22 protein-coding genes are annotated in these 24,536 nt (G+C 73.6%); 14 read left to right on the top strand and 8 right to left on the bottom strand.

Going from position 1 to position 24,536, the window contains the following annotated elements; all coding sequences use genetic code 11:
• Nucleotides 1–64: 64 nt before the first annotated feature.
• The gene (locus STRBO_RS0111535; RefSeq protein ID WP_020114219.1) at nt 65–1,606 is read left to right on the top strand and encodes a DNA-3-methyladenine glycosylase 2 family protein; all 1,542 of its coding nucleotides are present in this window, start codon (nt 65–67) and stop codon (nt 1,604–1,606) included.
• Nucleotides 1,603–2,097 (top strand): methylated-DNA--[protein]-cysteine S-methyltransferase, encoded by a 495-nt coding sequence (locus STRBO_RS0111540; RefSeq protein WP_005482079.1) that lies wholly within the window; start codon nt 1,603–1,605, stop codon nt 2,095–2,097. The genes STRBO_RS0111535 and STRBO_RS0111540 overlap by 4 nt, the downstream gene beginning before the upstream one ends.
• Before the next feature lie 82 nt (nt 2,098–2,179).
• Here the strand turns inward: STRBO_RS0111540 and STRBO_RS0111545 are convergent, their stop codons facing one another.
• Complete coding sequence (locus tag STRBO_RS0111545) at nt 2,180–2,662, bottom strand: DUF456 domain-containing protein (RefSeq protein WP_005482080.1); 483 nt, start codon at nt 2,660–2,662, stop codon at nt 2,180–2,182.
• Between the two features lie 329 nt (nt 2,663–2,991).
• Here STRBO_RS0111545 and STRBO_RS41535 point away from each other — a divergent pair, with 329 nt between their 5' ends.
• Nucleotides 2,992–5,034: a protein phosphatase 2C domain-containing protein gene (locus tag STRBO_RS41535; protein ID WP_078595559.1), complete on the top strand. Its 2,043-nt coding sequence runs from the start codon at nt 2,992–2,994 to the stop codon at nt 5,032–5,034.
• A 435-nt stretch (nt 5,035–5,469) separates the two neighbouring features.
• Nucleotides 5,470–5,964: an ATP-binding protein gene (locus tag STRBO_RS0111560; protein ID WP_202499260.1), complete on the top strand. Its 495-nt coding sequence runs from the start codon at nt 5,470–5,472 to the stop codon at nt 5,962–5,964.
• 69 nt (nt 5,965–6,033) lie between these two features.
• Here STRBO_RS0111560 and STRBO_RS0111565 read toward each other — a convergent pair whose 3' ends face one another.
• Both STRBO_RS0111565 and STRBO_RS0111570 read right to left on the bottom strand, forming a co-directional pair.
• Nucleotides 6,034–7,089 (bottom strand): DUF2637 domain-containing protein, encoded by a 1,056-nt coding sequence (locus STRBO_RS0111565; protein ID WP_028796597.1) that lies wholly within the window; start codon nt 7,087–7,089, stop codon nt 6,034–6,036.
• Nucleotides 7,090–7,426: 337 nt separating this feature from the next.
• Nucleotides 7,427–8,293 (bottom strand): (2Fe-2S)-binding protein, encoded by an 867-nt coding sequence (locus STRBO_RS0111570; RefSeq protein ID WP_381209251.1) that lies wholly within the window; start codon nt 8,291–8,293, stop codon nt 7,427–7,429.
• Between the two features lie 199 nt (nt 8,294–8,492).
• Here STRBO_RS0111570 and STRBO_RS0111575 point away from each other — a divergent pair, with 199 nt between their 5' ends.
• The gene (locus tag STRBO_RS0111575; RefSeq protein WP_020114222.1) at nt 8,493–9,395 is read left to right on the top strand and encodes a GntR family transcriptional regulator; all 903 of its coding nucleotides are present in this window, start codon (nt 8,493–8,495) and stop codon (nt 9,393–9,395) included.
• A gap of 53 nt (nt 9,396–9,448) precedes the next feature.
• Here the strand turns inward: STRBO_RS0111575 and STRBO_RS0111580 are convergent, their stop codons facing one another.
• Nucleotides 9,449–10,225: a hypothetical protein gene (locus STRBO_RS0111580; protein WP_028796598.1), complete on the bottom strand. Its 777-nt coding sequence runs from the start codon at nt 10,223–10,225 to the stop codon at nt 9,449–9,451.
• Between the two features lie 150 nt (nt 10,226–10,375).
• Nucleotides 10,376–12,052: a PucR family transcriptional regulator gene (locus STRBO_RS0111585; RefSeq protein WP_005482088.1), complete on the bottom strand. Its 1,677-nt coding sequence runs from the start codon at nt 12,050–12,052 to the stop codon at nt 10,376–10,378.
• Between the two features lie 343 nt (nt 12,053–12,395).
• Between STRBO_RS0111585 and STRBO_RS0111590 the strand changes: the two genes are divergently transcribed.
• From STRBO_RS0111590 to STRBO_RS0111615, 6 genes are all read left to right on the top strand, one after another.
• Nucleotides 12,396–13,283 carry an FAD binding domain-containing protein gene (locus tag STRBO_RS0111590; protein ID WP_005482089.1) on the top strand — a complete coding sequence of 296 codons (888 nt, stop codon included), beginning with the start codon at nt 12,396–12,398 and terminating at the stop codon, nt 13,281–13,283.
• Entirely contained in the window at nt 13,283–13,903 is a 621-nt protein-coding gene (locus STRBO_RS0111595; protein ID WP_005482090.1) for a (2Fe-2S)-binding protein, read from the top strand. The genes STRBO_RS0111590 and STRBO_RS0111595 overlap by 1 nt, the downstream gene beginning before the upstream one ends.
• A 2-nt stretch (nt 13,904–13,905) precedes the next feature.
• Nucleotides 13,906–16,293: a xanthine dehydrogenase family protein molybdopterin-binding subunit gene (locus STRBO_RS0111600; RefSeq protein ID WP_005482092.1), complete on the top strand. Its 2,388-nt coding sequence runs from the start codon at nt 13,906–13,908 to the stop codon at nt 16,291–16,293.
• A 383-nt stretch (nt 16,294–16,676) separates the two neighbouring features.
• On the top strand, nt 16,677–18,122 hold the full coding sequence (locus tag STRBO_RS0111605; RefSeq protein ID WP_020114224.1) for an NCS2 family permease: 1,446 nt from the start codon (nt 16,677–16,679) through the stop codon (nt 18,120–18,122).
• 52 nt (nt 18,123–18,174) lie between these two features.
• Nucleotides 18,175–19,329, top strand: a complete 1,155-nt coding sequence (locus STRBO_RS0111610) for an XdhC family protein (RefSeq protein WP_005482098.1) — start codon at nt 18,175–18,177, stop codon at nt 19,327–19,329.
• Between the two features lie 124 nt (nt 19,330–19,453).
• Complete coding sequence (locus STRBO_RS0111615; RefSeq protein WP_237547454.1) at nt 19,454–20,317, top strand: ICP22 family protein; 864 nt, start codon at nt 19,454–19,456, stop codon at nt 20,315–20,317.
• A 35-nt stretch (nt 20,318–20,352) separates the two neighbouring features.
• Here the strand turns inward: STRBO_RS0111615 and STRBO_RS40045 are convergent, their stop codons facing one another.
• Together STRBO_RS40045 and STRBO_RS0111625 are read right to left on the bottom strand one after the other, a co-directional pair.
• Entirely contained in the window at nt 20,353–20,628 is a 276-nt protein-coding gene (locus tag STRBO_RS40045; RefSeq protein ID WP_020114225.1) for a class I SAM-dependent methyltransferase, read from the bottom strand.
• Nucleotides 20,629–20,684: 56 nt separating this feature from the next.
• Nucleotides 20,685–21,140 carry an SRPBCC family protein gene (locus STRBO_RS0111625; protein WP_005482101.1) on the bottom strand — a complete coding sequence of 152 codons (456 nt, stop codon included), beginning with the start codon at nt 21,138–21,140 and terminating at the stop codon, nt 20,685–20,687.
• 141 nt (nt 21,141–21,281) lie between these two features.
• Between STRBO_RS0111625 and STRBO_RS0111630 the strand changes: the two genes are divergently transcribed.
• Together STRBO_RS0111630 and STRBO_RS0111635 are read left to right on the top strand one after the other, a co-directional pair.
• Nucleotides 21,282–22,532, top strand: coding sequence for a cytochrome P450 (locus STRBO_RS0111630; RefSeq protein WP_005482102.1), 1,251 nt, complete (start codon nt 21,282–21,284; stop codon nt 22,530–22,532).
• 511 nt (nt 22,533–23,043) lie between these two features.
• Nucleotides 23,044–23,463 (top strand): ankyrin repeat domain-containing protein, encoded by a 420-nt coding sequence (locus STRBO_RS0111635; protein ID WP_005482104.1) that lies wholly within the window; start codon nt 23,044–23,046, stop codon nt 23,461–23,463.
• Nucleotides 23,464–23,509: 46 nt separating this feature from the next.
• On the opposite strand, the gene STRBO_RS0111640 is transcribed toward STRBO_RS0111635, so the two are convergent.
• Complete coding sequence (locus STRBO_RS0111640) at nt 23,510–23,884, bottom strand: DoxX family protein (protein ID WP_028796599.1); 375 nt, start codon at nt 23,882–23,884, stop codon at nt 23,510–23,512.
• A gap of 151 nt (nt 23,885–24,035) precedes the next feature.
• On the opposite strand from STRBO_RS0111640, the gene STRBO_RS0111645 reads away from it, so the two are divergent.
• Nucleotides 24,036–24,536, top strand: a complete 501-nt coding sequence (locus tag STRBO_RS0111645; RefSeq protein WP_020114227.1) for a MarR family transcriptional regulator — start codon at nt 24,036–24,038, stop codon at nt 24,534–24,536.

Below are 24,536 nucleotides of genomic sequence, written 5' to 3' on the forward strand. Positions count from 1 at the left end.
GGCGCCCAGCGTCGTGTCCGAATCCCGCCAGCCCCGCTCGTCGCCGTCGCCGACACTTGATGTCATGAGGGACGAGGACACCAGGTACGAGGCCGTACGCAGTAGGGACGGGCGGTTCGACGGCGAGTTCTTCTTCGCCGTCGGGACGACCGGAATCTACTGTCGGCCGAGCTGCCCGGCGGTCACGCCGAAACGGGAGAACGTCCGCTTCTACGCGTCGGCCGCCGCCGCCCAGGGCGCGGGCTTCCGCGCCTGCCGGCGGTGCCGGCCGGACGCCGTCCCCGGGTCGGCGGAGTGGAACGTCCGCGCGGACGCCGTGGGGCGGGCCATGCGGCTCATCGGGGACGGCGTGGTCGACCGGGAGGGCGTCGCAGGGCTGGCCGTTCGGCTGGGATACAGCGCGCGCCAGGTCCAGCGGCAGCTCACCGCCGAGGTCGGCGCCGGGCCCGTCGCCCTGGCCCGCGCCCAGCGGGCCCACACCGCCCGCGTGCTCCTGCAGACCACCGCGCTGCCGGTCACCGAGATCGCCTTCGCCTCCGGTTTCGCCAGCGTGCGCCAGTTCAACGACACGATCAAGGCCGTGTACGCCCTGACGCCCAGCGGCCTTCGCGCCGGCGCACCCCGGCGCTCCGCGGCCTCGCCGAGCGCCGGTATCCCGCTCCGGCTCGCTCACCGGGGCCCGTACCAGTCCACCGCGCTCTTCGACGTCCTCGCCGCCGAGGCCGTCACCGGCGTCGAGGAGATGACCGGCGCACGCGGCCGGCGCACCTACCGGCGCACCCTCCGCCTGCCGTACGGCACCGCCATCGCCGAGGTCGGAGAACGGCCGGTGAGCGGCCGGCCGCGCACACCGCCGCCCCCGGCCCCGTCCGCGGCCCAGCACCCCGGCGGCTGGCTCGACGCCCGGCTGCGTCTCACCGACCCCCGGGACCTGACCACCGTCGTGCAGCGGCTGCGGCGGCTGTTCGATCTGGACGCCGACCCGTACGCCGTGGACGCGCGCCTCGCCGAGGACGCGCGCCTCGCCCCGCTCGTCGCCGCCCGGCCGGGGCTGCGCTCGCCGGGCGCGGCCGATCCGGAGGAGTTCGCGGTACGGGCGCTCGTGGGCCGCGAGGAGGCGGCGCGACTCGTACAGGCGTACGGCAAGACCCTGGACGTCCCGCACGGGACGCTGACCCACCTGTTCCCCGAACCGGCCGCGCTGACCGGCGAGGCCGGCCCGCTCGGCGCTCTCGCCACCGCCCTGGCCGACGGCACCGTCCGCCTCGACGTGGGGGCGGACCGGGACGCCACCGAGGCGGCCCTGCTCGCCCTGCCCGGACTGGGCCCCCGTACCGTCGCGGCGATCCGCGCCCGCGCCCTCGGCGACCCGGACGCGGCACCCCGGGACGAGACTCTTCCGGACGCCTGGCGGCCCTGGCGTTCGTACGCCCTCCAGCACCTCGGCACGGCGGACGAGCGGGAGCCGGTCACGGCCGCCCGGCGACGGACGCGGACACGGGTGCGGACGCAGTCGCAGGCACAACCCAAGACACGGGCACAGGCACAACCCAAGACACGGGCACAGGCGCAGGAAACGGCTCTGGGACAAGGAGTTCAGTCGTGAGCACCGAGCAGGACACCTACTACACCGTCGTCGACAGCCCCACCGGCCCCCTCCTCCTCACGGCCGACGGCTCCGGCGCCCTCACCTCGCTCTCCGTGCCGGACCAGAAGGGCGGGCGGGTCCCGCTGCCGGGCTGGGTGCGTGACCCGGGGCCCTTCCGGGCGGCCGAGGAGCAGCTCGCCGCCTACTTCGCCGGGGACCTCACGGAGTTCCGGCTGGAGTTGCGCGGCGAGGGCACCGACTTCCGGCGCCGGGTCTGGGCCGCGCTCGACGACGTCCCCTACGGCGCGACCACCACGTACGGTGCCATCGCCGCCCGTATCGGGGCGCCCCGGGCCGCCGTACGGGCCGTGGGCGGGGCGATCGGCGCGAACCCCCTCCTCATCCTCCGCCCCTGCCACCGGGTGATCGGCGCGAACGGCACCCTCACGGGGTACGCCGGCGGCCTCGGCCGCAAGCGTCTCCTCCTCGGCCTGGAGGGCGTGCTCTAGCGTGGCGGCTCGCGGTGTGGGGGCGCGGCATGGGGGCGCGCCGTGCGGGGCGCGCGGTGGTGCCGGACGGCGTGGGCCGGTCTCAGCCGCCGAACACCACACCCACCCACGCCCCCGCCACCAGCAGGCACGCGAAGAGTTCCGCCAGCACGCTCGACCCGCCCGCGCGCATCGCCGTGCGGGTGGCGGCCTTCGCCGCGCCGTGACGGCCGAGGCGGAGCCGTTCGGAGAGGTAGATACCGCCGACGAAGCCCGGGATCGCGCCGAGCACGGGGAGCAGCACGAAGCCGAGGAACGCGCCGGAGCCCGCGTACACGCCCATGCGGGGAGTGGCGCCGCTCTCCGTCAGGCGCCGGGGTGGCAGGCCCCGGCGGACCGCCCAGGACACGAGCAGCACGACGGTGGCGCCGACCAGCACCCACCAGGCGGCGGGCCGGGGATCCTCCAGCGCCCACCACATGACCCCGGCCCACACCAGCCAGGACCCCGGCACGCCGGGCACCAGCACTCCGCACAGGCCGAGCAGCAGCACCACCGCGACCAGCAGGAGTTCCCACGCTCCCATCTGCCCAGGGTGCAGGACCGCGCGCGAAAGCGCAGGTCAGATATATCGGTCCAGGTCACCGGGCCGGCACACGTACGAGCCGGGCCGGCGGGCGGCCGACGAGGCATGGCCCCACAGCGGGATCCGACGACATGCCGCACACTCGGGCCGACCGGCCACGCGCCCGAGCCGCGTGGCCCGGATCCCTGTGACCCCTCGACTTTCCCCGACTCCCTTGCCTCGCACCGGAGTTCGACGTGTAGTCCGACACGCCGTGACGTCGTCGGCTCTGCGGACCGATTTTCCGGATGCCCCGTTTTCATATGGCTCCTGAGGTGGACAATCAGGGGATGAGCCAGCAGGGGGAGAGGCCCACCGGTCACGAGGACGACTGGTGGCGGCAGTTGTACGACGACGACATCAACGGGGACACGGGCCCCTCGGTCGCGGCCGATTCCCTCGACGACCGCTTCGCCTCGGCGGCGGACACGGTCGGGAAGCCGCGGACGACTCCGACGAGCGCGCCGGACGGACCGGATGCACCGGTTCCGCCGGAAGTGCCGAACGCGCCGGAAGCAACGGAAGTGCCGGACGCACCGGAAGTGCCGGACGCACCCGACCCGGCGAGTACGCCGAGTCGGCCGAGGGCGTCGAGTCCGCCGGGCGCCTGGGGGGCCGTACCGGGCACCTCCGGCGCATGGGCGGCCGTGCCGGGCACATCGGCCACCAGGGCCACGTCACGCGGCGAGCCCGACGGACGGCGGGGCGGCACGGGCAGCGGCCCGACCCCGCCGAATCCGTCGACCGACGCGGTCCCGCCGCCCCCCGGCCACGCCCCCGGCCCCTACACGGACAGGGTGCCGCCGCAGGGCTCGCCCGGCGACCCCCGGCGAAGCGACCGTGGCGACCGGTCGGGTCACCCGCCGGCATCCGACCGCATCCCGCCTCCGCCGGACCGCATCCCGCCTCCGCCGGACCGCATCCCGCCTCCGCCGGACCACACCCCTGCGTCCTCGCCCTCCGACCTCACCCCTCCCCTGCCCGACCACGCCCCTCCGCCCCCGGCCCCCACCCTTCCGCCCGCCCCCGTCCCCGCCGCGGACCCCCGCCGCGGGCTCGCTTCGCAGCGGGCGCCCTGGGAGCCGCCGGTGGCCCAGGCGTCCGGGCCGGTCACCTTTCCGTCCGGGCCCACCCCGCCCGGCTTCCGCGCGGTCGCGCCCGGGTGGCGTGCGCCCGCGCAGCGGTCCCCGGGTGGCGTGCCCGTCGTGAGCCCCCCGGCGGATGCGCCGCCCGAGAGCGGCAGCGTGCACCCCGGGGGTCTGTCCCGCGGTGGCACCCCCGCACCCTCCCCGGCCACCGAACCGTCCGACGCCCCGCCCCCCACGCTCCCGGCGCAGGAGGCCACCCTGGTCACGGGGAGCAGGCGCGTGCGGGTCGAGTACGTGGGGTCCGGGCCGCCCACGTACGACGCGGAACCGACCGCGCTGCCGCCGGCGGACCCGGAGGATCTGGGTGACCTGGTCGCCGACACGGTGCTGGACGGCGCGCGCTACGGGGCGTGCACGCTGCGCGCCGCGTCGCTGCGCGGCGACTCGGCGCGCTACCGGGGGGAGCCGCGCCGCGACGCGCTCCTCACCGCCCGCTTCGGCCTCGGCGAACAGGCGCTCGTGCTGGTGGCCGTGGCGACCGGCGCCCGCGCCACACCGGGCGCGCACCGCGCGGCGGCGGAGGCGTGCCGGTGGATCGGGCGGGCCGTCGGGCTGAGCCACGCACGGCTGGTGGAGGACATCCGCACGGCCCGGCGCGGCGACCTCAAGTCCGGTCTGCACCGGCTGACCGACCGCAGCCTCGGCAAACTGCGCGCCGGCGCGGTCGAGCAGGGGCTCGACCCGGAGGAGTACACGGCGAGCCTGCGCTGCCTGCTGATCCCGGCCGACCCCGGGTGCCGTACGCGCGTCTTCTTCGGGGTGGGCGGCGGCGGGCTGTTCCGGCTGCGGGACGGGGAGTGGCAGGACATAGAGCCCCGGGTCGCCGACACGGCCGGCGCGCCGGTGCTCGGCTTCGGTTCGCTGCCCCACGAGACCCCCGACGGCGACCGCCTCACCATGGACCTCAACATCACGACCCCGCCGAGCCCGTACGAACCCGCCCCCGCGCCGCCCCGCGAGCCCTTCCGCTTCCGCGCCTCCGTGGCCCGGGAGGAGGACGTCCTGCTCCTGTGCAGCAGCGGCCTGGCCGAACCGCTGCGTGGGGAGGCCCCGCTCGCCGAACATCTGGCGTCGCGCTGGGGGGCCGGCGAGCCGCCCGGTCTCGCCGCCTTCCTCGCCGATGCCCAGGTCAGGGTCAAGGGCTACGCGGACGACCGTACGGCCGCCGCCGTGTGGGAGGCCTGAGACCTCAACCCCACGGGACGCGCAAGGGCGTCAATCAGCCGCGGGTTGGCCTGTACCAGCGAAGGTTTCCGGCCAATCAACATCATCGAGCCGGGCCGCCGGTCCGGGTCGGCATCGCGGTGCGCGCGGGGCGGCCGTCCGCGGGTGGGATGTGGCCGGATCCGGGGCCCGGCATGGGCAGTTGCGTCCGCCCTCGGCCTCGGGTGGGGGTGGCGCGGGTGCGGTGGGCGGACGGGTCCGGCGGGCCGTGCGGGGGTTTCGGGGGAGGGGAAGCGCTCTCCCGCGGTGGCGACAGCTGGCTTGACCCTGTGCGTTTGAAAGCGTACGGAGGGTCGTTGACGATTCGACATGAGTGCCGCGATCCGGACGGGGCATGGATCCCCGTGTGCGTGTTCGGGAACAGGGGGAATCGTCATCGGCGCGTGGGCGGGGGTCATGAAGAGGCAGGCGCGAGGGAGTGGTCCCGTGGCGACAGGGGCCTCCTCGGCAGAGGTGGTGGAGGAAGCGGTCGGCGACCCGAAGGACAGGGCCGACGCGGAACAGCTGGAACGCACACTGGGGCGGGCGGACCTGAAGGCGGTGCCCGAGGCCCGCAGGGCCCTGCGGGAGCTGCTGCGGCAATGGGGGCGGCCGGAACGATCGGAGATAGCGGAACTGCTGACGAGCGAGCTGGTCACCAACGCGCTCATCCACACCGACCACGACGCGGTACTGACCGCGACCGTCTCACCGCGCGGACTCCACGTGGAGGTCCGGGACTTCGTGGGACGCAGGCCCAGACCCAGGGCGCAGAACGCCGACGACAGCACCAACGGACGCGGCCTCTTCCTCGTCCAGGCGCTCGCCGACGCCTGGGGGGTACGGCCGCACGGGGTGGGCAAGGCGGTCTGGTTCGACCTCGACGGCGGGCTGGCGTCCTCCTCGACGTGAAACGGACAGGGGCGCGGCTTCTGCCGCGCCCCTGTCCGATGTGCGACTCCGTCCGAGCCGCCGGCTTCCTCAGCCGAACTGCTGCTCCAGATCCTTGAGCTTGCGCTCCAGGGAGTCGAGTCGCGGCAGCGCCATGGTGTCGTCCTCGGCGGTGAGGTCGACGGTGAGCGACTTGTCAGCGTTGCGCACGGGCTGCAGGGAGGGACGCGAGCGCACGGGCAGCTGCTCCGGCGTGGATATGGCAGGCTCCGAGGCCACCTGGGCCGCCGGTACGCGCTCCACGGTGGTGTCCACCTGGCGCCCGCCACCGCCGCCACCGCCGCCACGACCGGGCAGACCCCGGTGGCCCCGGCTGATCGCCTTGAGGTGGGCGCGCTCCAGACGCTCCTGCTCCCGCTTGCGCGTCCGGGTCTCTTCCTTGATCCGCTTGTCCTCGCGCACCTCGTCCACGGCCTCGTCCAGGCTGCGCACGCCCTCCAGGAGCATCAGCGACCAGGCCTTGTACGTCTCGCGCGGGGCCCGCAGCCAGCGGACGATACGGATCTGCGGCAACGGACGCGGCACCAGGCCCTGCTCGCGCAGCGCGGCGCGGCGGGTCTGCTTGAGTGCGCGGTCGAAGAGCACCGCGGCGGACATGGACATGCCTGCGAAGAACTGCGGGGCGCCGTCGTGGCCGAGACCCCTGGGGGCGTGCACCCAGTTGAACCAGGCCGCCGCACCGGCGAACGTCCACACGAGTATCCGTGAGCCGAGGGCCGCGTCACCGTGGCTGGCCTCGCGCACGGCGAGTACCGAGCAGAACATGGCGGCGCCGTCCAGGCCGAACGGAACCAGGTACTGCCACCCGTTGGAGAGGCCCAGGTTCTGCTCGCCGAAGCCGACCAGGCCGCGGAAGGAGAGCGCGGCGGCGACCGCGGCACAGCAGAAGAGGAGGATGTAGGACGCCGTGGCGTAGAGGGCTTCCTTGCGCCTGCGGCGCTCCTCGCTGCGTTCCCACGAGTCATCGGTCTTCGCGTGCTCCCCGGAGCGCTTGCCGCGCGCGAGCACCGCAACCGCCGCCAGCATCCCCAGGAGCAGTACGGCGCCCGGAAGCAGCCAGTTCAGCGATATGTCGGTCAATCTCATCAGGGGGTCCCTTGCATTGGGATAGGGCGTAACGCCCGCCATAGTGGCCCAATCCTCGCGGCCCTCAGGGGGTTTCGGGACAAGAGACCGCCAAAGAAGTGCAATGAGTGACGCCAGGCGGCATTCTGCTCGAACTACCGCGCGAGGGACGGGAGTAGAGTGCGAGTGAGATTACCCGTTCGAGTGGTTCCACGGAAAGTTCCTGCGACAAGTGAGGAATTTGTGAACCAGCTGTAATCAAACGAGGGTCCCACCCGGATTTGATCTTACGGCACAGGCGGCGGTCGATCGCCGGGGGGTGGCCCGGCGAGAAGCATCCTCGTCCCCCGAGGGCCCGTCAACTGCGTGCGGCGGCCGTCAGTTTGCCGATCCGGTCCGCCTCACAGGTGCGCGGGCAGGTGACACAGGTGTCCTCCGGGGCCAGCGTGTAGAACATGCAGCAGCTCGCCCGGTCCCGGGTGGGCAGTGACTCGCCGCCGGGGCCGGTCAGTTCACGGAAGCCCGCGGCCCCCACGTACGGCCGGGTCGCCCCCGGCAGCAGCAGCTCCAGCTCGCGCCGGCAGCGCTCCTGCTCGTCGGCGCCCAGGAGTTCGGCGACGTACCAGATCCCCTCGACGATCTCGTCGGTCGCCATGCCCCACAGTGCCCGGCCCCGCCGCCGCATCCGGGGGCCGAAGCCGCCGAGGACCGGTTCTATGTGCTCGGCGAAGGCCGCCCGCAGCTCGGCCCGCAGCGCATCCTCGTCCGGGACCACCCGGGCGCCCGGTTCGGCGGCCGCCGGATCGCCCGGCAGGCAGCTGAACGTCTCGCCACGCACCGCCAGCCGGCTCCGCTCCCGCTGGAACGCCACCTGCCCGGCGGGGAACCGGGGCACCCGGCGCTGCAGGAACCAGGGGACGGTGAAGAGGAGGCAGGCGTACCAGGCGTACCGGTGCAGTCCGAAGGCCGCCACCACGTCCGGCCGGCCCTCGCGGCCGTGGTCCCGGCGTATCTGGGCCTCGTCCCAGGCGAGGAACGCGTCGAGCTCGGATCCGGCCGCCGCGAGCCCGGCCGCGCGGACCCACCCCTCACCGTCGGGCAACGGATCCATGGGGGAGAGTTCTGTCACGCTCACCATCGGCAGGACCTCGCTCAGGCGGGCGTACGCGGTCGTCATGGGCGACGTGCGCGCGGAAAGGGCCGGTGCCGGAGCTGAGTGGGGCATGCGGGGACCGCCGTTTCGCCATCGCTGGCCAAGTAAGGCTTACCTTACCCGAGGTGGTCGAGGTTTGAACTGAGGGCATGTGCGCCTATGGTGCTTTACGACCGGTAACAACCCCAGTAGTGACCTAAGCGCCCCCATGTACCCCGTCGGCCGCGCTGCTCGACCCACTCGACACACGACTCGGCTCGCAGGAGGACCCGTGGAGCAGGCCGGACCGCGCTCGCGTCAGGCCGCCCCGAGTGCGCCGCAAGCCGCCGCCCGTCCGGCGTCGGCCTACCGCGTGCCCGCGCAGCCCGGAGTCGCGGACGTCGACCGGGAGCGGGGCATCACCGCGGACGGCGCCGGCCCCGCCGCGGTGCGCGGCGACACCGGCGGCGTCACCGACGCGGCCCGGGGCGAGCACACGCACAGCGAGACGCCCATCCCGCTGCCGCGCACGCCGCTGCCGCGCACGCCGGAGCGGCCCGTCCTCCAGCGGTCCTCGGTACGGGGGCAGATCCTCGACGCGCTGCGGGCCGCGCTCGCGGGCGGTGAGCTGACGCCGGGCGAGGTGTACTCGGCGCCCGCGTTGGGCGAGCGGTTCGGGGTCTCCGCGACCCCTGTGCGCGAGGCGATGCAGCAACTGGCCATCGAGGGCGCGGTCGAGGTCGTGCCCAACCGGGGCTTCCGCGTCGTACGGCGGGGCGCCCGGGAGCTGGCCGAGCTGGCGGAGGTGCGGGCGCTGCTCCAGGTGCCGGTGGTCATGCGGCTCGCGCGTACGGTGTCGGCGGACCGTTGGGGCGAACTGCGGCCGCTCGCCGACGAGACGGCTCGCGCGGCCTCGACCGGGTGCCGGGCCACGTACGGGGACGCGGACCGGGCCTTTCACCGGGGGGTGCTGGGTCTGGCCGGGAACGAGCAGCTGCTGCAGATCGCGGACGATCTGCACCGGCGTACGCAACTGCCTCTAGGGGTCGGTCACTTGGGGGATGTCGGGAGTGGGGGGCGCGTGGAGCTGATGGCTGACGCGGCGGAGCACATCGCGTTGCTGGACGCGTTGATGGCCGAGGACCTGGAAGCGGCGTGCTGTCTGGTGGAGAAGCACTTCGGGGCGATGGGCTGAGGCCGCGTCGGCGGCCTCATGCCCCCGTCCCCCCGTCCCCCCGTCCCCCCCCGTCACGCCGTCGCGGCCGGCGGTGGTGCCAACTGCCGGGACAGCCAGGTCGGTACGCCGCCCAAGAGCCGGAACAACCGCCCCGCCTCCTCGCGCAGCCGCGACGCCTCCGGTTCGGACTCGGTGTCCGCGAGGGCGACGAGAGCCGGGGCGGTGCCGACCAGATAGCCCAACTCCTCGCGAATCCGCAGGGATTCGGCGAAGCCGTGCCGTGCCTCGGCCAACTCGCCGTCGCGCAGGGCGAGTCCGGCGAGATGACGCCAGGTGAAGGACTGCAGGAGCAGATCGTCGTGCGCGGTGGCCCCGGCGTGGGCCCGTCGATAGGCGGCACGCGCGGCCTGCGGGGAGCGGGCGAGGTTCTCGGCGAGAACCCCCCGCCGGAAGTCGAGAAGGGCCCGGCCGGGCGCGCCGGGGGCGATCAGTGCCGCCGCCCGGCCGAGCGCGGCCCGCGCCTCGTCGGCGCGGTCCCGGACATGGAGCAGCGTGGCCGCGTACGCCAGTTGGCCGCGCTCGCAGGCCGCCGCGCCCCGCTCGTCGTCGGTACGGGCCTGCGCCTCGGCCGTGCGCAGCGCGTCCTCGGCCTCCTCCCAGCCCTGCTCGGTGTAGAGGCAGCGCTCGACGAGCAGCGCGGTCCGCTGCAGCGAGGCCTGTGGGGTGTCGGGCTCGATCAGGGCTGCCGCGTCGACCCAGCAGGCGCGTGAGCGCAGCCGCCATACCGCGGTCTGGAGTGGATCGTCATCGGCGGTCGTTCCGTTACCAGACATGGCGGTGTGCGCCACGTTGCCCTCCCCGAGCACGCCCTTGAGCTTTGAGTGGTGGCCGCATCTCAGCACGGATTCCGTGGCCCGGCCAAGGGGGTGGGTGAAGGAATTCACAAAGTCATGGGGTGCGGACGGCGCACATGGGTCTTCGCCCACCACCCCATGACCTCAGCTCATGCGCAGGGCCAGGAAGAAGTCCAGCTTGTCCTCCAGCCGGGAGAGGTCCCGGCTCGTCAACTGCTCGATGCGGCCCACCCGGTAGCGCAGCGTGTTGACGTGCAGGTGGAGCCGGGCGGCGCAGCGCGTCCAGGAGCCGTCGCACTCCAGGAACGCCTCCAGGGTGGGGATCAGCTCGGCGCGGTGCCGGCGGTCGTAGTCGCGCAGGGGGTCCAGGAGTCGGGCCGTGAAGGCGCGGCGCACGTCGTCGGGGACGAAGGGCAGGAGCAGCACGTGCGAGGCCAGTTCCTGATGGCCCGCCGCGCACACCCGGCCGGAACGGGCGGCCGCCACCCGGCGGGCGTGCCGGGCCTCCTCCAGCGCGCCGCGCAGGCCCTCCGCCGAGTGCACGGCGGCGCTGACACCGAGGGTGAGCCGTCCGTCGTCGTCGAGTCCGGCGGTCAGCGGGTCCCGTACGGCGGTGAGGAGCGTGTCGGCGTGGATGCCGGGCTCCGGACCGTCGGGCCCTGAGGAGACCGCGGGGAGGGGGACGAGGGCGATGGCCTCCCCACCCGTGTGGGCTACGGCGATCCGGTCCGACGGCTCCGGGCCCGTCGCCAGGGGATCGACGAGGATCTCCTCCAGAAGCGCCTGGGTGACCGGACCGCTGTCGGCCTCGTCGCCGTCCCACTCGACCCGCCCCACGACGATCTGCCAGTGCGGCGCCGACCCGAGACCGGGCAGCAGCACCGGCGCGGCCACCCGCAGCCGGGCCGCGATCTCGGCCGGGGCCGCCCCCGCCTGCACCAGTTCCAGGACCTCCTGGGCGAGTCTTCGCCGTACCGTGCGGGCCGCGTCGCGCCGGTCGCGCTCGACCGCGATCAGCTGGGTGACGCCCTGCAGCAGGTCGAGCCGTTCGGCGGGCCAGTCCCCGGCGTCCGCCTCGACCGCGAGGAGCCACTCGGACAGCACGGTCGCGCGCACGTCCCGCGCGAGGGGCTCCGAGCCGCGGCCCGCGCCGCCGATCGGGAAGAGCGAGTACGTGGTGGTGCCGACGGTCACGCGGTACGGTCCGCGCCGTCCCGTGCGGGTCGCCGCCAGGTGCTCGGCGGCCAGCCGCGCGCGCAGGTCGGAGGGCAGGGCGGGCCCGGCGTCCTCGGGGCCCGCGACGAGCCGGCCGGCGGGGGAGAGAACCCAGGCGCGCAGGTCCAGATCCGAGCCGAGCAGGTCCAGGACCACGTCCGGGCCGCCGCCCGCCGGGCCGGAGGTCATCATCCGGCGGTGGCGGTCCACCACGGCCGCCAGGTCTCCGGCGCGCTCGCCGGAGACCTGCCGTACGACGTGCTCGGTGATCGTCGCGAAGGCCACCGACTCGTTCACCGCGAAGAGCGGGAGCCGGTGCCGGGCGCAGGCCACGACGAGGTCCTCCGGGATGTCGCCCAGCTCCGCCTCCCCGGCCGCCAGCGCGGTGACCCCGGCCCCCGCCAGGAGCCGTACGAAGGGCTCGGAGTCGGCGGCGTCCCGGCGCCAGGCCAGGCCCGTGAGCACCAGCTCGCCGCCGGAGAGGTAGCGGCTGGGATCCCTGAGGTCGGTGGTCATCACACCGCGCACGGTGCGGTCCAGCTCGTCCCCGCCGCCGAGCAGCCGCAGACCCAGCGCGTCGGTGTCCAGCAGTGCGCGCAGCCGCATTTCTCGTCGCCGCCGTTCTTGTCTAGAAAACAACGTTCGGTTCGCCCGGGGAGCGTGCCCGAGGCTTCCGCGGGAGGGTGGTCGTGGAGGCCGGGCGCCCCGTGTGTGTGCGGGGTGTTTCCAGCCGAAAACGAAGAGGTTGCCGAGGGCCTCCGTTCATACGAATCTACAAGATGCGCCCCTTGGCCAGCCAACTCCTTCATGTTTTCCGTGACTGACCGGGGTCGGGCGGGCGCTGTGTACTGAGACACACGACACGTGAACAGCCCATGGACGAGCCGGGCCCGCCGCACACGATGATCTGGCTCAAAAGACGACACAGACGAAGAAGAGAGCCGGTCACATGGACTTCCTTCGCCCCGCCAGCTGGGAGGAGGCGCTCGCCGCGAAGGCCGAGCACCCCACCGCTGTGCCGATCGCGGGCGGCACCGACGTGATGGTCGAGATCAACTTCGACCACCGTCGGCCCGGGCATCTGCTCGACCTGAACCGCATCGGCGAACTCTCCGAGTGGGAGGTCGGCGAGGATACGGTCCGTCTCGGCGCGTCCGTCCCCTACACCCGGATCATGGAGAACCTCCGTACCGAGCTGCCCGGCCTCGCCCTGGCCTCCCACACGGTCGCCTCCCCCCAGATCCGCAACCGCGGCGGCGTCGGCGGCAACCTCGGCACCGCCTCCCCGGCCGGCGACGCCCACCCGGCCCTCCTCGCGGCGGGCGCCCAGGTCGAGGCCGAGTCCGTACGCGGCACCCGGCTCATCCCCATCGACGACTTCTACACCGGCGTGAAGCGCAACGCCCTCGCCCCGGACGAGCTGATCCGCGCGGTGCGCATCGACAAGGCGGACGGCCCGCAGCAGTACTCGAAGGTCGGCACCCGCAACGCCATGGTCATCGCCGTGTGCGCCTTCGGGCTCGCCCTCCACCCGTCGTCGCGGACCGTGCGGACCGGCATCGGCTCGGCCGCGCCGACCCCCGTCCGGGCCAGGGCCGCCGAGGAGTTCCTGAACGCGGCGCTCGACGAGGGCGGCTTCTGGGACAACGGCCGGATCATCACCCCGTCGGTCGCCAAGCAGTTCGCCGACCTGTGCGCCGGCGCGTGCAACCCGATCGACGACGTCCGCGGCACCGCGAGCTACCGCCGCCACGCGGTCGGCGTCATGGCCCGCCGCACGTTGATGTGGACCTGGGAGTCGTACCGCGGTACCGCCGCCACCGAGGGAGCTGCGTGATGCGCGTCAATTTCACGGTCAACGGCCGTCCGCAGGAAGCCGACGACGTGTGGGAGGGCGAGTCCCTGCTGTACGTGCTGAGGGAACGGCTGGGACTCCCGGGTTCCAAGAACGCCTGTGAACAGGGCGAGTGCGGGTCCTGCACGGTCCGGCTGGACGGCGTGCCGGTGTGCTCGTGTCTGGTCGCGGCCGGACAGGTGGAGGGCCGCGAGGTCGTCACCGTCGAGGGCCTGGCGGATTTCGCCAAGCAGCGGGCGGAGCACGGTGGTTGCGCGTCGGGTGCGTGCGGTTCGCCCGGCACGGGCGGGACTTCGCTCGACTCGGCCAGACAGTGGGCCGCCCGAGGGGCCGACTCACAGACCGGTGAAGTGGGCGGGGTGTCCCCGCGCGCGACGCTCTCGCCGATCCAGCAGGCGTTCATCGACGCCGGCGCCGTGCAGTGCGGCTTCTGCACGCCGGGTCTGCTCGTCGCGGCCGACGAGATGCTGGAGCGCACCCCCAACCCCAGCGACGCGGACATCCGCGAGGCGCTGTCGGGCAACCTGTGCCGCTGCACCGGCTACGAGACGATCATGGACGCGGTCCGCCTCGCGGCCGCCCGGCAGTCCGAAGGGGTCTGATCATGGGAACCACCGGCCTGCCCACCACCCTCACCCAGGGCTCTCGCACCAGAGGCGGCATCGGCGAGTCCACGCTCCGCCCGGACGGCACCCTCAAGGTCACCGGCGAGTTCGCGTACTCGTCCGACATCTGGCACGAGGATATGCTCTGGGGCCAGATCCTGCGCTCCCCGGTCGCCCACGCCGAGATCGTCTCCATCGACACGGCCGAGGCCCTCGCCACACCGGGCGTGTACGCCGTCATGACCTACGACGACCTGCCGACCGAGGTGCGCCACTACGGCCTGGAGATCCGGGACACCCCGGTCCTCGCCCACGGCAGGGTCCGCCACCACGGCGAGCCCGTCGCGATCGTCGCCGCCGACCATCCGGAGACCGCGCGCCGCGCCGCCGCCAAGATCAAGGTCGAGTACCGGGAACTTCCGGTCATCACCGACGAGGCCTCGGCGACCGCGCCGGACGCGCCCCTCGTCCACGAGGGCCGCGACGACCATCACTTCGCCCATGTCACGCACCCGAACATCGTGCACCGCCAGCCGGTCATCCGCGGCGACGTGGCGGCGGCCCGTGAGCGCGCCGACGTGATCGTCGAGGGCGAGTACGTCTTCGGCATGCAGGACCAGGCCTTCCTCGGGCCGGAGTCCGGGCTCGCCGTGCCCGCGGAGGACGGCGGCGTCGACCTCTATGTCGCCACCCAGTGGCTGCACGCCGACCTGAGCCAGATCGCGCCCGTCCTCGGCCTGCCCGAGGACAAGGTACGGATGACGCTGGCCGGTGTCGGCGGCGCCTTCGGTGGCCGCGAGGACCTGTCGATGCAGATCCACGCGTGCCTGCTGGCGCTGCGCACCGGCAAGCCGGTCAAGATCGTCTACAACCGTTTCGAGTCCTTCTTCGGTCACGTCCACCGCCACCCCGCGAAGCTCCACTACGAGCACGGGGCCACGAAGGACGGCAGGCTCACCCACCTCAAGGCCCGCATCGTCCTGGACGGCGGCGCGTACGCGTCCTCCTCCCCGGCCGTCGTCGGCAACGCCGCCTCGCTCGGCGCGGGCCCGTACGTCATCGAGGACGTCGAGATCGAGGCCCTCGCGCTCTACACCAACAACCCGCCCTGCGGCGCCATGCGCGGCTTCGGCGCGGTCCAGGCGTGCTTCGCCTACGAGGCGCAGATGGACAAGCTGGCGGCGAAGCTCGGGATGGATCCGGTGGAACTCCGGCGGATCAACGCCATGGAGCAGGGCACCCTCCTGCCGACGGGCCAGCCGGTCGACTCCCCGGCGCCGGTCGCCGAACTCCTGCGCCGTGTCAAGGCGATGCCCCTGCCGCCGGAGCGCCAGTGGCTCGCGGCGGGCGAGGCGGCCGACGTACGACAGCTGCCGGGCGGCCTGTCCAACACCACGCACGGCGAGGGCGTCGTCCGGGGCGTCGGCTACGCGGTCGGCATCAAGAACGTCGGCTTCTCCGAGGGCTTCGACGACTACTCCACCGCCCGTGTCCGTATGGAGGTCGTCGGCGGCGAACCCGTCGCCACCGTCCACACGGCCATGGCGGAGGTCGGCCAGGGCGGCATCACCGTCCACGCGCAGATCGCCCGCACCGAGCTGGGCGTCACGCAGGTGACCATCAACCCGGCCGACACACGGGTGGGTTCGGCCGGCTCGACCTCCGCGTCCCGGCAGACGTACGTCACGGGCGGCGCGGTGAAGAACAGCTGCGAGCTGGTCCGGGAGAAGGTTTTGGAGCTGGGCCGGCGCAGGTTCGGCACGTACCACCCGGCCTGGGCCACCGCCGAACTCCTCCTGGAGGGCGGCAAGGTCGTCACCGACACCGGTGAGGTGCTGGCCGACCTCGTGGACGTCCTCGGGGACGAGGCCGTCGAGGTCGAGGCGGAGTGGCGCCACCGGCCGACCGAACCCTTCGACCTGCGGACCGGGCAGGGGTTCGGGCACGTGCAGTACTCCTTCGCCGCACACCGCGCGGTCGTCGAGGTCGACACCGAGCTGGGCATGGTCAAGGTCGTCGAGCTGGCCTGCGCCCAGGACGTCGGCAAGGCGCTCAACCCGCTCTCCGTGGTGGGCCAGATCCAGGGCGGTACGACCCAGGGCCTCGGTATCGCGGTGATGGAGGAGATCGTCGTCGACCCGAAGACCGCGAAGGTCCGTAACCCGTCCTTCACGGACTACCTCATCCCCACGATCCTCGACACGCCGACCATCCCCGTCGACGTGCTCGAACTCGCCGACGACCACGCGCCGTACGGGCTGCGCGGCGTCGGAGAGGCCCCGACCCTGTCGTCGACTCCGGCCGTCCTCGCGGCGATCCGGAACGCGACGGGTCTGGAGCTGAACCGGACGCCGGTACGGCCGGAGCATCTGACCGGTACGGCGTAGTCCGTGGCCGCCGGGCGGTAGGAGCTCGGGCGGTTCGGTTCGTCGGCGGGTGCGGGTGGGTGCGGGCTGGTCGCGCGGTTCGCCGCGCCCCTGAGAAGCAGGGGCCGCGCCCATGGCTTTTCAGGGGTGCGGGGCCGCCGCTTTCGGGCCCGCACGGGCCCTGGGCTTCCAGGCCCGCAGGGCCGTGGCTCTCAGGCCCGCAGGGGCCTGGCTTTCAGGGGCGCGGGGAACCGCGCGAGAAGCCCACCGGACCCGCACCCGACAACGCACCCACCAGCACACCCCGTTCGTCTCGGGCCGTCCCCCGGGTCGGGCACTTCCCAAATCCCGCCGCAGCCCAGTGCGACGGCCGGGTGCCCCTGTGAACCTTGGGAGAAGGCCCCATGACCCAACAGTCGCTGAAGCCGAGGACGGCCGCCGAAGGCACCGTCGACCCGGCCGGCCGGTCCCGTCTCGACCGGTACTTCCACATCACCCACCGAGGCTCCACCGTCCCCCGAGAGGTCCGCGGCGGCGTCACGACCTTCATGGCGATGGCGTACATCCTCCTGCTCAACCCGCTCATCCTGTCCGGCCCGGACGCCGCGGGCACCACCCTCGGCCAGAAGGCCCTGATCACGGCGACCGCACTCGCGGCGGCCGTCACCACGCTCCTCATGGGCTTCGTGGGCCGGGTGCCGCTCGCCCTCGCCGCCGGCCTCTCCGTCTCCGGTGTCATCGCCTCGCAGGTCGTCCCCCGGATGACCTGGCCGCAGGCGATGGGCATGTGCGTGATCTACGGCGTGATCATCATGCTCCTGGTCGTCACCGGCCTCCGGGAGCTGATCATGAACGCCATCCCGCTCGCGCTGAAGCACGCCATCACCATGGGCATCGGCCTCTTCGTCGCCCTGATCGGCTTCTACAAGGCCGGCTTCGTGCACCAGGGCAGGGCGACCCCGGTCAGCCTCGGCCCGAGCGGCGAACTCGCCGGCTGGCCGGTCCTCCTCTTCGCGGTCACCCTCCTCGCGATCTTCATGCTCCAGGCCCGCGGCGTCCCCGGGGCGACCCTGCTCGGCATCGTCGGCGGCACGGTCCTCGCCGTCGCCCTCAACGCCCTCGACGTCGTCGACCCGAAACAATGGGCCGGTGGCGCACCGGAGTTGCACGGCGCCGCGGTCTCGATGCCGGACTTCTCGCTCCTCGGGCACGTCGAGTTCGGCGGCTGGGGCGACGTCGGCGCGATGACGGTCGGCATGATCGTCTTCACGCTCGTGCTCGCCGGGTTCTTCGACGCCATGGCCACCATCATCGGCGTGGGGACCGAGGCCGGGCTCGCCGACGACAAGGGCCGGATGCCGGGGCTGTCCAGGGCACTGTTCGTCGACGGCGCCGGCGGCGCGATCGGCGGCGTGGCCGGCGGCTCGGGCCAGACCGTGTTCGTCGAGTCGGCGACCGGCGTCGGCGAGGGTGCCCGCACGGGGCTCTCCTCCGTCGTCACCGGCCTGTTCTTCGCGGCCTGCCTGTTCTTCACCCCGCTCACGGCGATCGTGCCCGGCGAGGTCGCGGCCGCCGCGCTCGTCGTCATCGGCGCCATGATGATGATGAACGCCCGGCACGTCGACTGGTCCGACCGGGCCACCGCGATCCCGGTCTTCCTGACCGTCGTGATCATGCCGTTCACGTACTCCATCACCGCGGGCGTCGCCGCCGGAGTCGTCTCCTACGTCGCCATCAAGCTGGCCCAGGGCCGGGCGCGGGAGATCGGCGCGTTCATGTGGGGCCTGACGGCGGTCTTCCTCGTCTTCTTCGCCCTCGACCCGATCGAGAGCTGGCTGGGCGTGCACTAGACGCCCGGCGCCGAGTACCGTCCGCACACCCGTCGCTTCAAGGAGACCGAACATGCTGGACATCGCCGAAGAACTGCACCGGTGGGTCGAGCACGGGCGCGACTTCGCCGTGGCCACCGTGGTGGCCGTCGGCGGCAGCGCTCCCCGGCAGCCCGGCGCCGCCCTCGCGGTGGACGACGAGGGCACCGCGATCGGCTCGGTCTCCGGCGGTTGCGTGGAGGGCGCCGTCTACGAGCTGTGCCGACAGGCGCTGGCGGACGGCGAACCGGTGCTCGAACGCTTCGGCTACAGCGACGAGGACGCCTTCGCGGTCGGTCTGACCTGCGGCGGTGTCATCGACATCCTCGTCACACCGGTGCGGGCCGGCGACCCGGTCCGCCCGGTCGTCGTCGCCGCGCTCTCCGCCGCCACGAGCGGGGAGGCGGCGGCGCTGGCCCGGATCGTCTCCGGCCCGGCGGACCTGCGGGGCCGCGCCCTGCTGGTCCGCCCGGACGGCGCGTACGACGGCGGCTACGGCGCCCATCCCGAACTGGACCGCGCCGTCGCCGCCGAGGCCCGCGCCTTCCTCGACGCCGGCCGCACGGGCACCCTGGAGATCGGAGAGCAGGGCTCACGGTGCGGAGCACCGCTCACGGTCCTCGTCGAGTCGTCCGTCCCACCGCCCCGGATGATCGTCTTCGGCGCGATCGACTTCGCGTCGGCGCTGGTCCGGGTCGGCAAGTTCCTCGGCCATCACGTCACCGTCTGCGACGCCCGTCCCGTCTTCGCGACCCGTGACCGCTTCCCGGAGGCGGACGAGATCGTCGTCGACTGGCCCCACCGATACCTGGAGCGGACGGCCGTGGACGCCCGTACGGTCCTGTGCGTCCTCACCCACGACGCCAAGTTCGACGTCCCACTCCTCCAGCTCGCCCTCCGGCTCCCCGTCGCCTACGTCGGCGCCATGGGCTCCCGCCGCACCCACCTCGACCGCAACGAACGACTCCGGCAAGTGGGCGTCACCGAGATGGAGTTGGCACGGCTCAGGTCCCCGATCGGCCTCGACCTCGGGGCCCGCACGCCGCAGGAGACGGCCCTGTCCATCGCCGCCGAGATCGTCGCCGCCCGGCGCGGCGGCAGCGGCGTCGCCCTGACCGGCGCGCACACCCCGATCCACCACGACGGCACCCCCGACGTCACACGGCTGCCGAGCCTACGGGTCTCCTGACCCCCAACCCCCGAACCCGCGCCGCGACTTGACCCCCAGGGCGACAGGGCGGACCGTTGCGATACGACAACAGCACTACGGGGGCGGACAGTTGGGTACGGCGAGCGGCGAGGAGCGCCCGGCCGTGGGCGCGGACCAGGGCCCGGACGGCACGCCGCGCGCGGACGCGGGCGACGGTAGCGCAGGCACGAGCGGGAACGGCGGCGCCACGCCCCCGGGCGAGAGCACCGCCGCCCGCGACGCGGGCTCCGCCACCGATGACGGCGCGGGCGAGGACTCCGGCACCCACTCGTGTGAGGGCTCCGGCGCCGACTCGGGAGACGACCCCGGCACCGGATCGGGCGAAGCCCCTGGCGCGGACCCGGCCGACCCCGCCGACGGCGCCGCCCCTGAACCCGACGCCACCCCCGACGAACGGCGGCTGTCCACCCTCTCGACGACCCTGCTCGGACTCTTCCTCCTCGCCGACGTCGTCTTCGTCTGCGGAGCCCTCGTGACGCTCTGGCCCGCCGTGCTGGCGACGGTCGAGCCCGGGGCGGAACCCACGGCCACCGCGCGCTGGTCGCCCTTCGGGCTCGGAAACTGGTCCCTGACCGCCGACACCGCGATGCTGCTCGCCGTGGTCGTGTGCAGCGCGCTCGGCAGCTTCGTCCACGCGGCCACGTCCTTCGCGACCTACGTCGGCAACCGTCGGCTCTACGCGAGCTGGCTGTGGTGGTACCTCCTGCGAGCCGGAATCGGGGTGGCCCTCGCGCTCCTCGTCTATCTCCTCCTGCGTGGCGGCCTGTTCGCGGGCAGCTCCGGCACCGGCGCCACCAACCCGTACGGTTTCTCCGGCATCGCCGGGCTCTGCGGACTCTTCTCCAAACAGGCCACCGACAAGCTCCGCGAGATCTGCGACACCCTCCTCAGCACCTCGGGCGACGGCGACCGGGACCGCCGGGACGGCCTGTCCACCAACCGCAACGGAGACCCGGGCCCGTCCTGACCGGCCCCGGCCCCGGTCTCCGCCCTCCCGGCGGTTCACCCGGCCTGCGCGCCGGCACGTACGCCCGGGGCGTGGCCGCCGTGGTGTCCGGCCCCGTCGAGGTCGAGGGGGTGACCGTACGCGTGCGTGAGGTGCACGCACTCGTCCCCCACCCTGTACGCCGGCGCGAGGAGGCCGCCGGGCGCGAGGACGCGAGGGAACTCCCGGAACAGGGACGGGAGTTCGTCGAGCGGCGTATGGACCGTCGGGTACCGGGCGAGGGCACCCGCCGACGAGCCGTCCTCGAAGTCGAGCGCGGTCATCGTGCCCACGTCGAACCGCAGCCGTGGACGGGCTCAGCGGGCCACGGTTTGTCGGAGGCGTCGGCTCAGCCCGGCCGTCGGGCGCCGGACGCGAGCAGTCCGTCCACCGCCCGCCCGAACATCCACCGTGCCACCAGCCCCAGCGGGCGGTCGAAGAGGCCCGGCAGCCCGCGTACCCGCAGGTCCTCCCGCCAGACCACACGGCACGCGCCCGCGCCGTCCGGACGGACCTCGATCTCGGCCCACCCGGTGACGAACGAACCGTGCTTGACCAGCCTGCACCTCCCGTCGGCCGCCCCTTCCGGCGGCTGCCAGAGCGTGACCTCCATCGGGTCGTCGAAGGCGAGCGGGCCGACACCGCTGCGGGCCACGAACACCGTGCCCTCGCCGGTCGGGGGAGGTGTGCGGACGGTGACGCGGGTCAGCGGGACGACGTCGGCGTGCCGGGGCCAGTCGGTGAGACGCTGCCAGGCGCGGTCCGCGGGGAGTGGTGGGAGGCGTTCCAGGACGAAGAGAACCACGGGGCGATCGTAGGCGCACGGGAGTGTTCCCCCTCCTCCCGACCCGCGGGCCCGTCCCGGCGCGGAGCCCCTACCGCGCCGCCCCGCCGTACGGCACCATGAGCGCGACCGCACGCCCGCCCCTGGCCGGAAGGTGCTCCCGTGGACGCTGAACTGCACGGCAGGCTCGACGAGTTACAGCGGGATCCGTATCCGCACTACGCGCGGGCCAGGGCGGCGGAGGGGCTGACGTACGTCCCCGAGCTGGACTCCTGGCTGGTCGCGCGGGACGCCGACGTACGGGAGGTGCTGCGGCGCCCGGAGGACTTCTCGTCGGCGAACGCGCTGCGTCCGGACGTCATGCCCGCGCCCGCCGCGCTGGCCGTGCTCGGCGGCGGCTTCGGCGGCCGTCCCGTCGTCGTCACCGCCGACGGGACCCTGCACCAGGAGCTGCGGGCACCCATCGTGCGGGGCCTGTCGCCCGCGAGGGTCGCGGCGGTCCTCCCGTATGCCGCCGAGCGGGCCGAAGCCCTGATCGACGGCTTCGTCAAGGACGCCGAGGGGAGCAGGGGCGCCGAGAGCGGGCGGGTCGAGCTGATGTCCGCCTATGCGGGCCGCCTCCCCGGGGAGGTCATCGGCCGCCTCGTCGGGTTCGACCCGGACGACGTACCGGCGCTGGTCCATGGCGGTCACCGGGCCGAGCAGCTGCTGTTCCGGCCCATGACGGAGGCCGAACAGATCGCGGCGGCCGAGGACGTGGTCGCCACGGCCCACCGTCTCGACGCGTTCGTGCGGGCCCGGCACGCCGACCCCCGCGAGGACCTGGGCACCGAACTCATCAGGTCCGTCGTCGGGGCCGGCGCCGGTGAGCTGACGCTCGACCACCGTCATCAGGTCGTCGCCCATCTGCAGAACCTGCTCATCGCCGGGCATCTGACCACGACCGCCCTGATTGGGACGACCCTCCTGCACCTGCTGCGCGACCGCCGGCAGTGGGAGCTGCTCTGCGCCGAGCCGGAACGCATCCCGGCCGCCATCGAGGAAGCCGCCCGCTACGACACCGCGTTGCAGGGTTTCCGCCGGGTCACCACTCGGCCGGTCACCCTCGCCGACACCGAACTCCCCGCCGGGACACCGGTGTTCCTGGCCTTCGGCAGTGCCAACCGGGACGGTTCGCGTCACCCGCGCCCCGACGACTTCGACATCACCCGGCCCGCCGGCAGCCGCCACCTCTCCTTCGGCTCCGGCACCCACACCTGCCCCGGCTCACAGCTCGCCCGCGAACAACTCCGCCTCACCCTGGAGCTGTTGACCAGCCGCCTGCCGGGCCTCCGCCTCGCGGACGGCCCACACATCACCATGCGCCCGACCTTGATCCACCGCTCCCCGGAGCGCCTCGAACTCGTCTGGTGACCCGCACGGCGTGAACGCCGGCCGGCGCGCGGGAGGCCCGCCCGGTCACGGCCCGCCGCTTCCTCGGGGCCCTGCGGCGGTGACTGCGGCCCGGCGACCCGGCCGCGGGGTTCGTGGCCCTCGCCGGCCCGACCCTCGTCCTCGCCGACCCGGCCGTCGCGGGCGCCGGACTCCCGGGCCTTCGCGCTCCTCGCCGCCGTCATCGGCGTCGGCGCCGCGATGGTCGGCCTTCGTGCCTGCGCACGCCCCGAATCCGTCGTGGGACCGGCCCGCCCGGTGCTGCAGGGATCGGCGCGGGACGCGGTGCGCGGTCCGTGCGGCAGCGGCCTGGTCGTCCCGGCCGTGGCCACGGCCGCGCTGAGCGCGTGGATGCCGCTGCCGCCGGCCTTCCTCGTACCGGGACCGCCGGCGCCGGCGCTCACCGCCGCGGACCTGCGCGGAAACGGGTCGCTTCCCGGCCGGGCGTGTGATGGGGTGACGCCCGGGATGTCCTCAGGAGGGGGAGCGCACGGTGAACATACGGCGGCGGAAGAAGCTGTCCCGGCGGCTGGTGTGGGCCGCGATGATCGGTGACACCGCCGGGGTCGACACGCTGCTGCGTGCCGGAGCGCCCGCGGAGACGGCCGACGCCGAGGGGACGACGCCCCTGTACGCGGCATCCGTCCACGGGGCCGCCGACACCGTCCGCCTGCTCCTGGCCGCCGGAGCCCTGCCCGACACCGAGAGCGGACGCGGCGCGGAGGGCACACCGCTGTGCGGCGCCGCGTGCTGGGGGCATACCGAAACGGTGCGCGCGCTCCTCGCCCACGGCGCCGACCCCGGCCTGCGCGAGGACCACGGCACCGGCCGCACCCCGCTCGACTGGGCGACCGCCGGCCCCCACCCCGAGACGGCGGCCCTGCTGCTGGCCGCGGGGGCGCGTTCTTCCTAGTGCACCCGTCCCGGTGCGGGACGGGTGCGGAACGGGTGCGGGACGGTCAGAACGCGTACGGTCCGAAGCGGCCCCAGGCCACCACGGCCGCCAGGATCAGCAGCACCAGGCTCGGGACGCTCTCCTTGATCTCCTTGCGCCGGACATGGAAGCCGACCGCGCCGAGCATGGTGAGGACGAGGCCGGTGGCCGCCAGCGGGACGAGAACCGGGGCTATGTCCAGTGCCGCCGGGAGGATCAGGCCGAGGGCGCCCAGGGCCTCCACCGCGCCGATTCCCTTGACCGCGGCCGGGGAGAACTCCTCGGCCCAGTTCATACCGGAGGCGATCAGTTTCTCCCTGGTCCGGGTGGTCTTCATCAGGCCGGCGGCGAGGAAGGCGGCCGCGAGCACGCTCGCGATGATCCAGAGGGTGGCGTTCACGGTGGGCACGTCCGGTTCATGAGGTCTTGTGAGTTGAAAGTTCAAGGGATGCGGGGCTCAACGTAGGGGTGCGTGAGTTGAAGCGTCAAGCCATCGAAGCGTCAAGTCATGCCGTGGGCGGTCACTTGGAGCGGCACGTAGAGTGGGCGTCATGGAGGCCATGGAGACACCGCGCCGGTCGTGTGGGCTGACCGAGGAGGAGAGCGAGACCTGGCACGCGCTGGCGGGCCTGATGGTCCGACTGCCGAGTGCTCTGGACACGCGTCTCCAGCAGGACTCGGGGATCAGCCACGTGGAGTACCTGGTGATGTCGATGCTCTCCCAGAGCGAGGAACGCACCCTGCGGATGAGTGACCTGGCCAGGCATGTCGGTTCGTCGCTGTCCCGGCTGTCCCATCTCGTGAAGCGGCTGGAGAGGAGCGGATGGGTGCGCCGGGAGCCGGACCCCTCCGACGGGCGCTACACGCTGGCCGTGCTCACCGAGGCCGGTCACGCCAAGATCGTCGAGAGCACGCCGGGGCACGCCGACGCCCTGCGGCACCTGGTGTTCGACGCGCTCACGAGGACCCAGCAGCGGCAGCTGAGGGACATCGGGCGGCGCGTCTGGCGCAGTGTCGCGCCGGACGACCACTGCGTGCCGCCGCCGGGCTGA

The organism is Streptomyces bottropensis ATCC 25435, from assembly GCF_000383595.1.
Lineage (GTDB): Bacteria > Actinomycetota > Actinomycetes > Streptomycetales > Streptomycetaceae > Streptomyces > Streptomyces bottropensis.

Bases quoted from the DNA above. Each gene is read 5' to 3' on its own strand.
- STRBO_RS0111535 (WP_020114219.1), top strand. From the start codon at position 65: ATGAGGGACGAGGACACCAGGTACGAGGCCGTACGCAGTAGGGACGGG.
- STRBO_RS0111545 (WP_005482080.1), bottom strand. From the start codon at position 2,662: ATGGGAGCGTGGGAACTCCTGCTGGTCGCGGTGGTGCTGCTGCTCGGC.
- STRBO_RS41535 (WP_078595559.1), top strand. From the start codon at position 2,992: ATGAGCCAGCAGGGGGAGAGGCCCACCGGTCACGAGGACGACTGGTGG.
- STRBO_RS0111560 (WP_202499260.1), top strand. From the start codon at position 5,470: ATGAAGAGGCAGGCGCGAGGGAGTGGTCCCGTGGCGACAGGGGCCTCC.
- STRBO_RS0111565 (WP_028796597.1), bottom strand. From the start codon at position 7,089: ATGAGATTGACCGACATATCGCTGAACTGGCTGCTTCCGGGCGCCGTA.
- STRBO_RS0111570 (WP_381209251.1), bottom strand. From the start codon at position 8,293: ATGCCCCACTCAGCTCCGGCACCGGCCCTTTCCGCGCGCACGTCGCCC.
- STRBO_RS0111585 (WP_005482088.1), bottom strand. From the start codon at position 12,052: ATGCGGCTGCGCGCACTGCTGGACACCGACGCGCTGGGTCTGCGGCTG.
- STRBO_RS0111590 (WP_005482089.1), top strand. From the start codon at position 12,396: ATGGACTTCCTTCGCCCCGCCAGCTGGGAGGAGGCGCTCGCCGCGAAG.
- STRBO_RS0111595 (WP_005482090.1), top strand. From the start codon at position 13,283: ATGCGCGTCAATTTCACGGTCAACGGCCGTCCGCAGGAAGCCGACGAC.
- STRBO_RS0111600 (WP_005482092.1), top strand. From the start codon at position 13,906: ATGGGAACCACCGGCCTGCCCACCACCCTCACCCAGGGCTCTCGCACC.
- STRBO_RS0111605 (WP_020114224.1), top strand. From the start codon at position 16,677: ATGACCCAACAGTCGCTGAAGCCGAGGACGGCCGCCGAAGGCACCGTC.
- STRBO_RS0111610 (WP_005482098.1), top strand. From the start codon at position 18,175: ATGCTGGACATCGCCGAAGAACTGCACCGGTGGGTCGAGCACGGGCGC.
- STRBO_RS0111645 (WP_020114227.1), top strand. From the start codon at position 24,036: ATGGAGGCCATGGAGACACCGCGCCGGTCGTGTGGGCTGACCGAGGAG.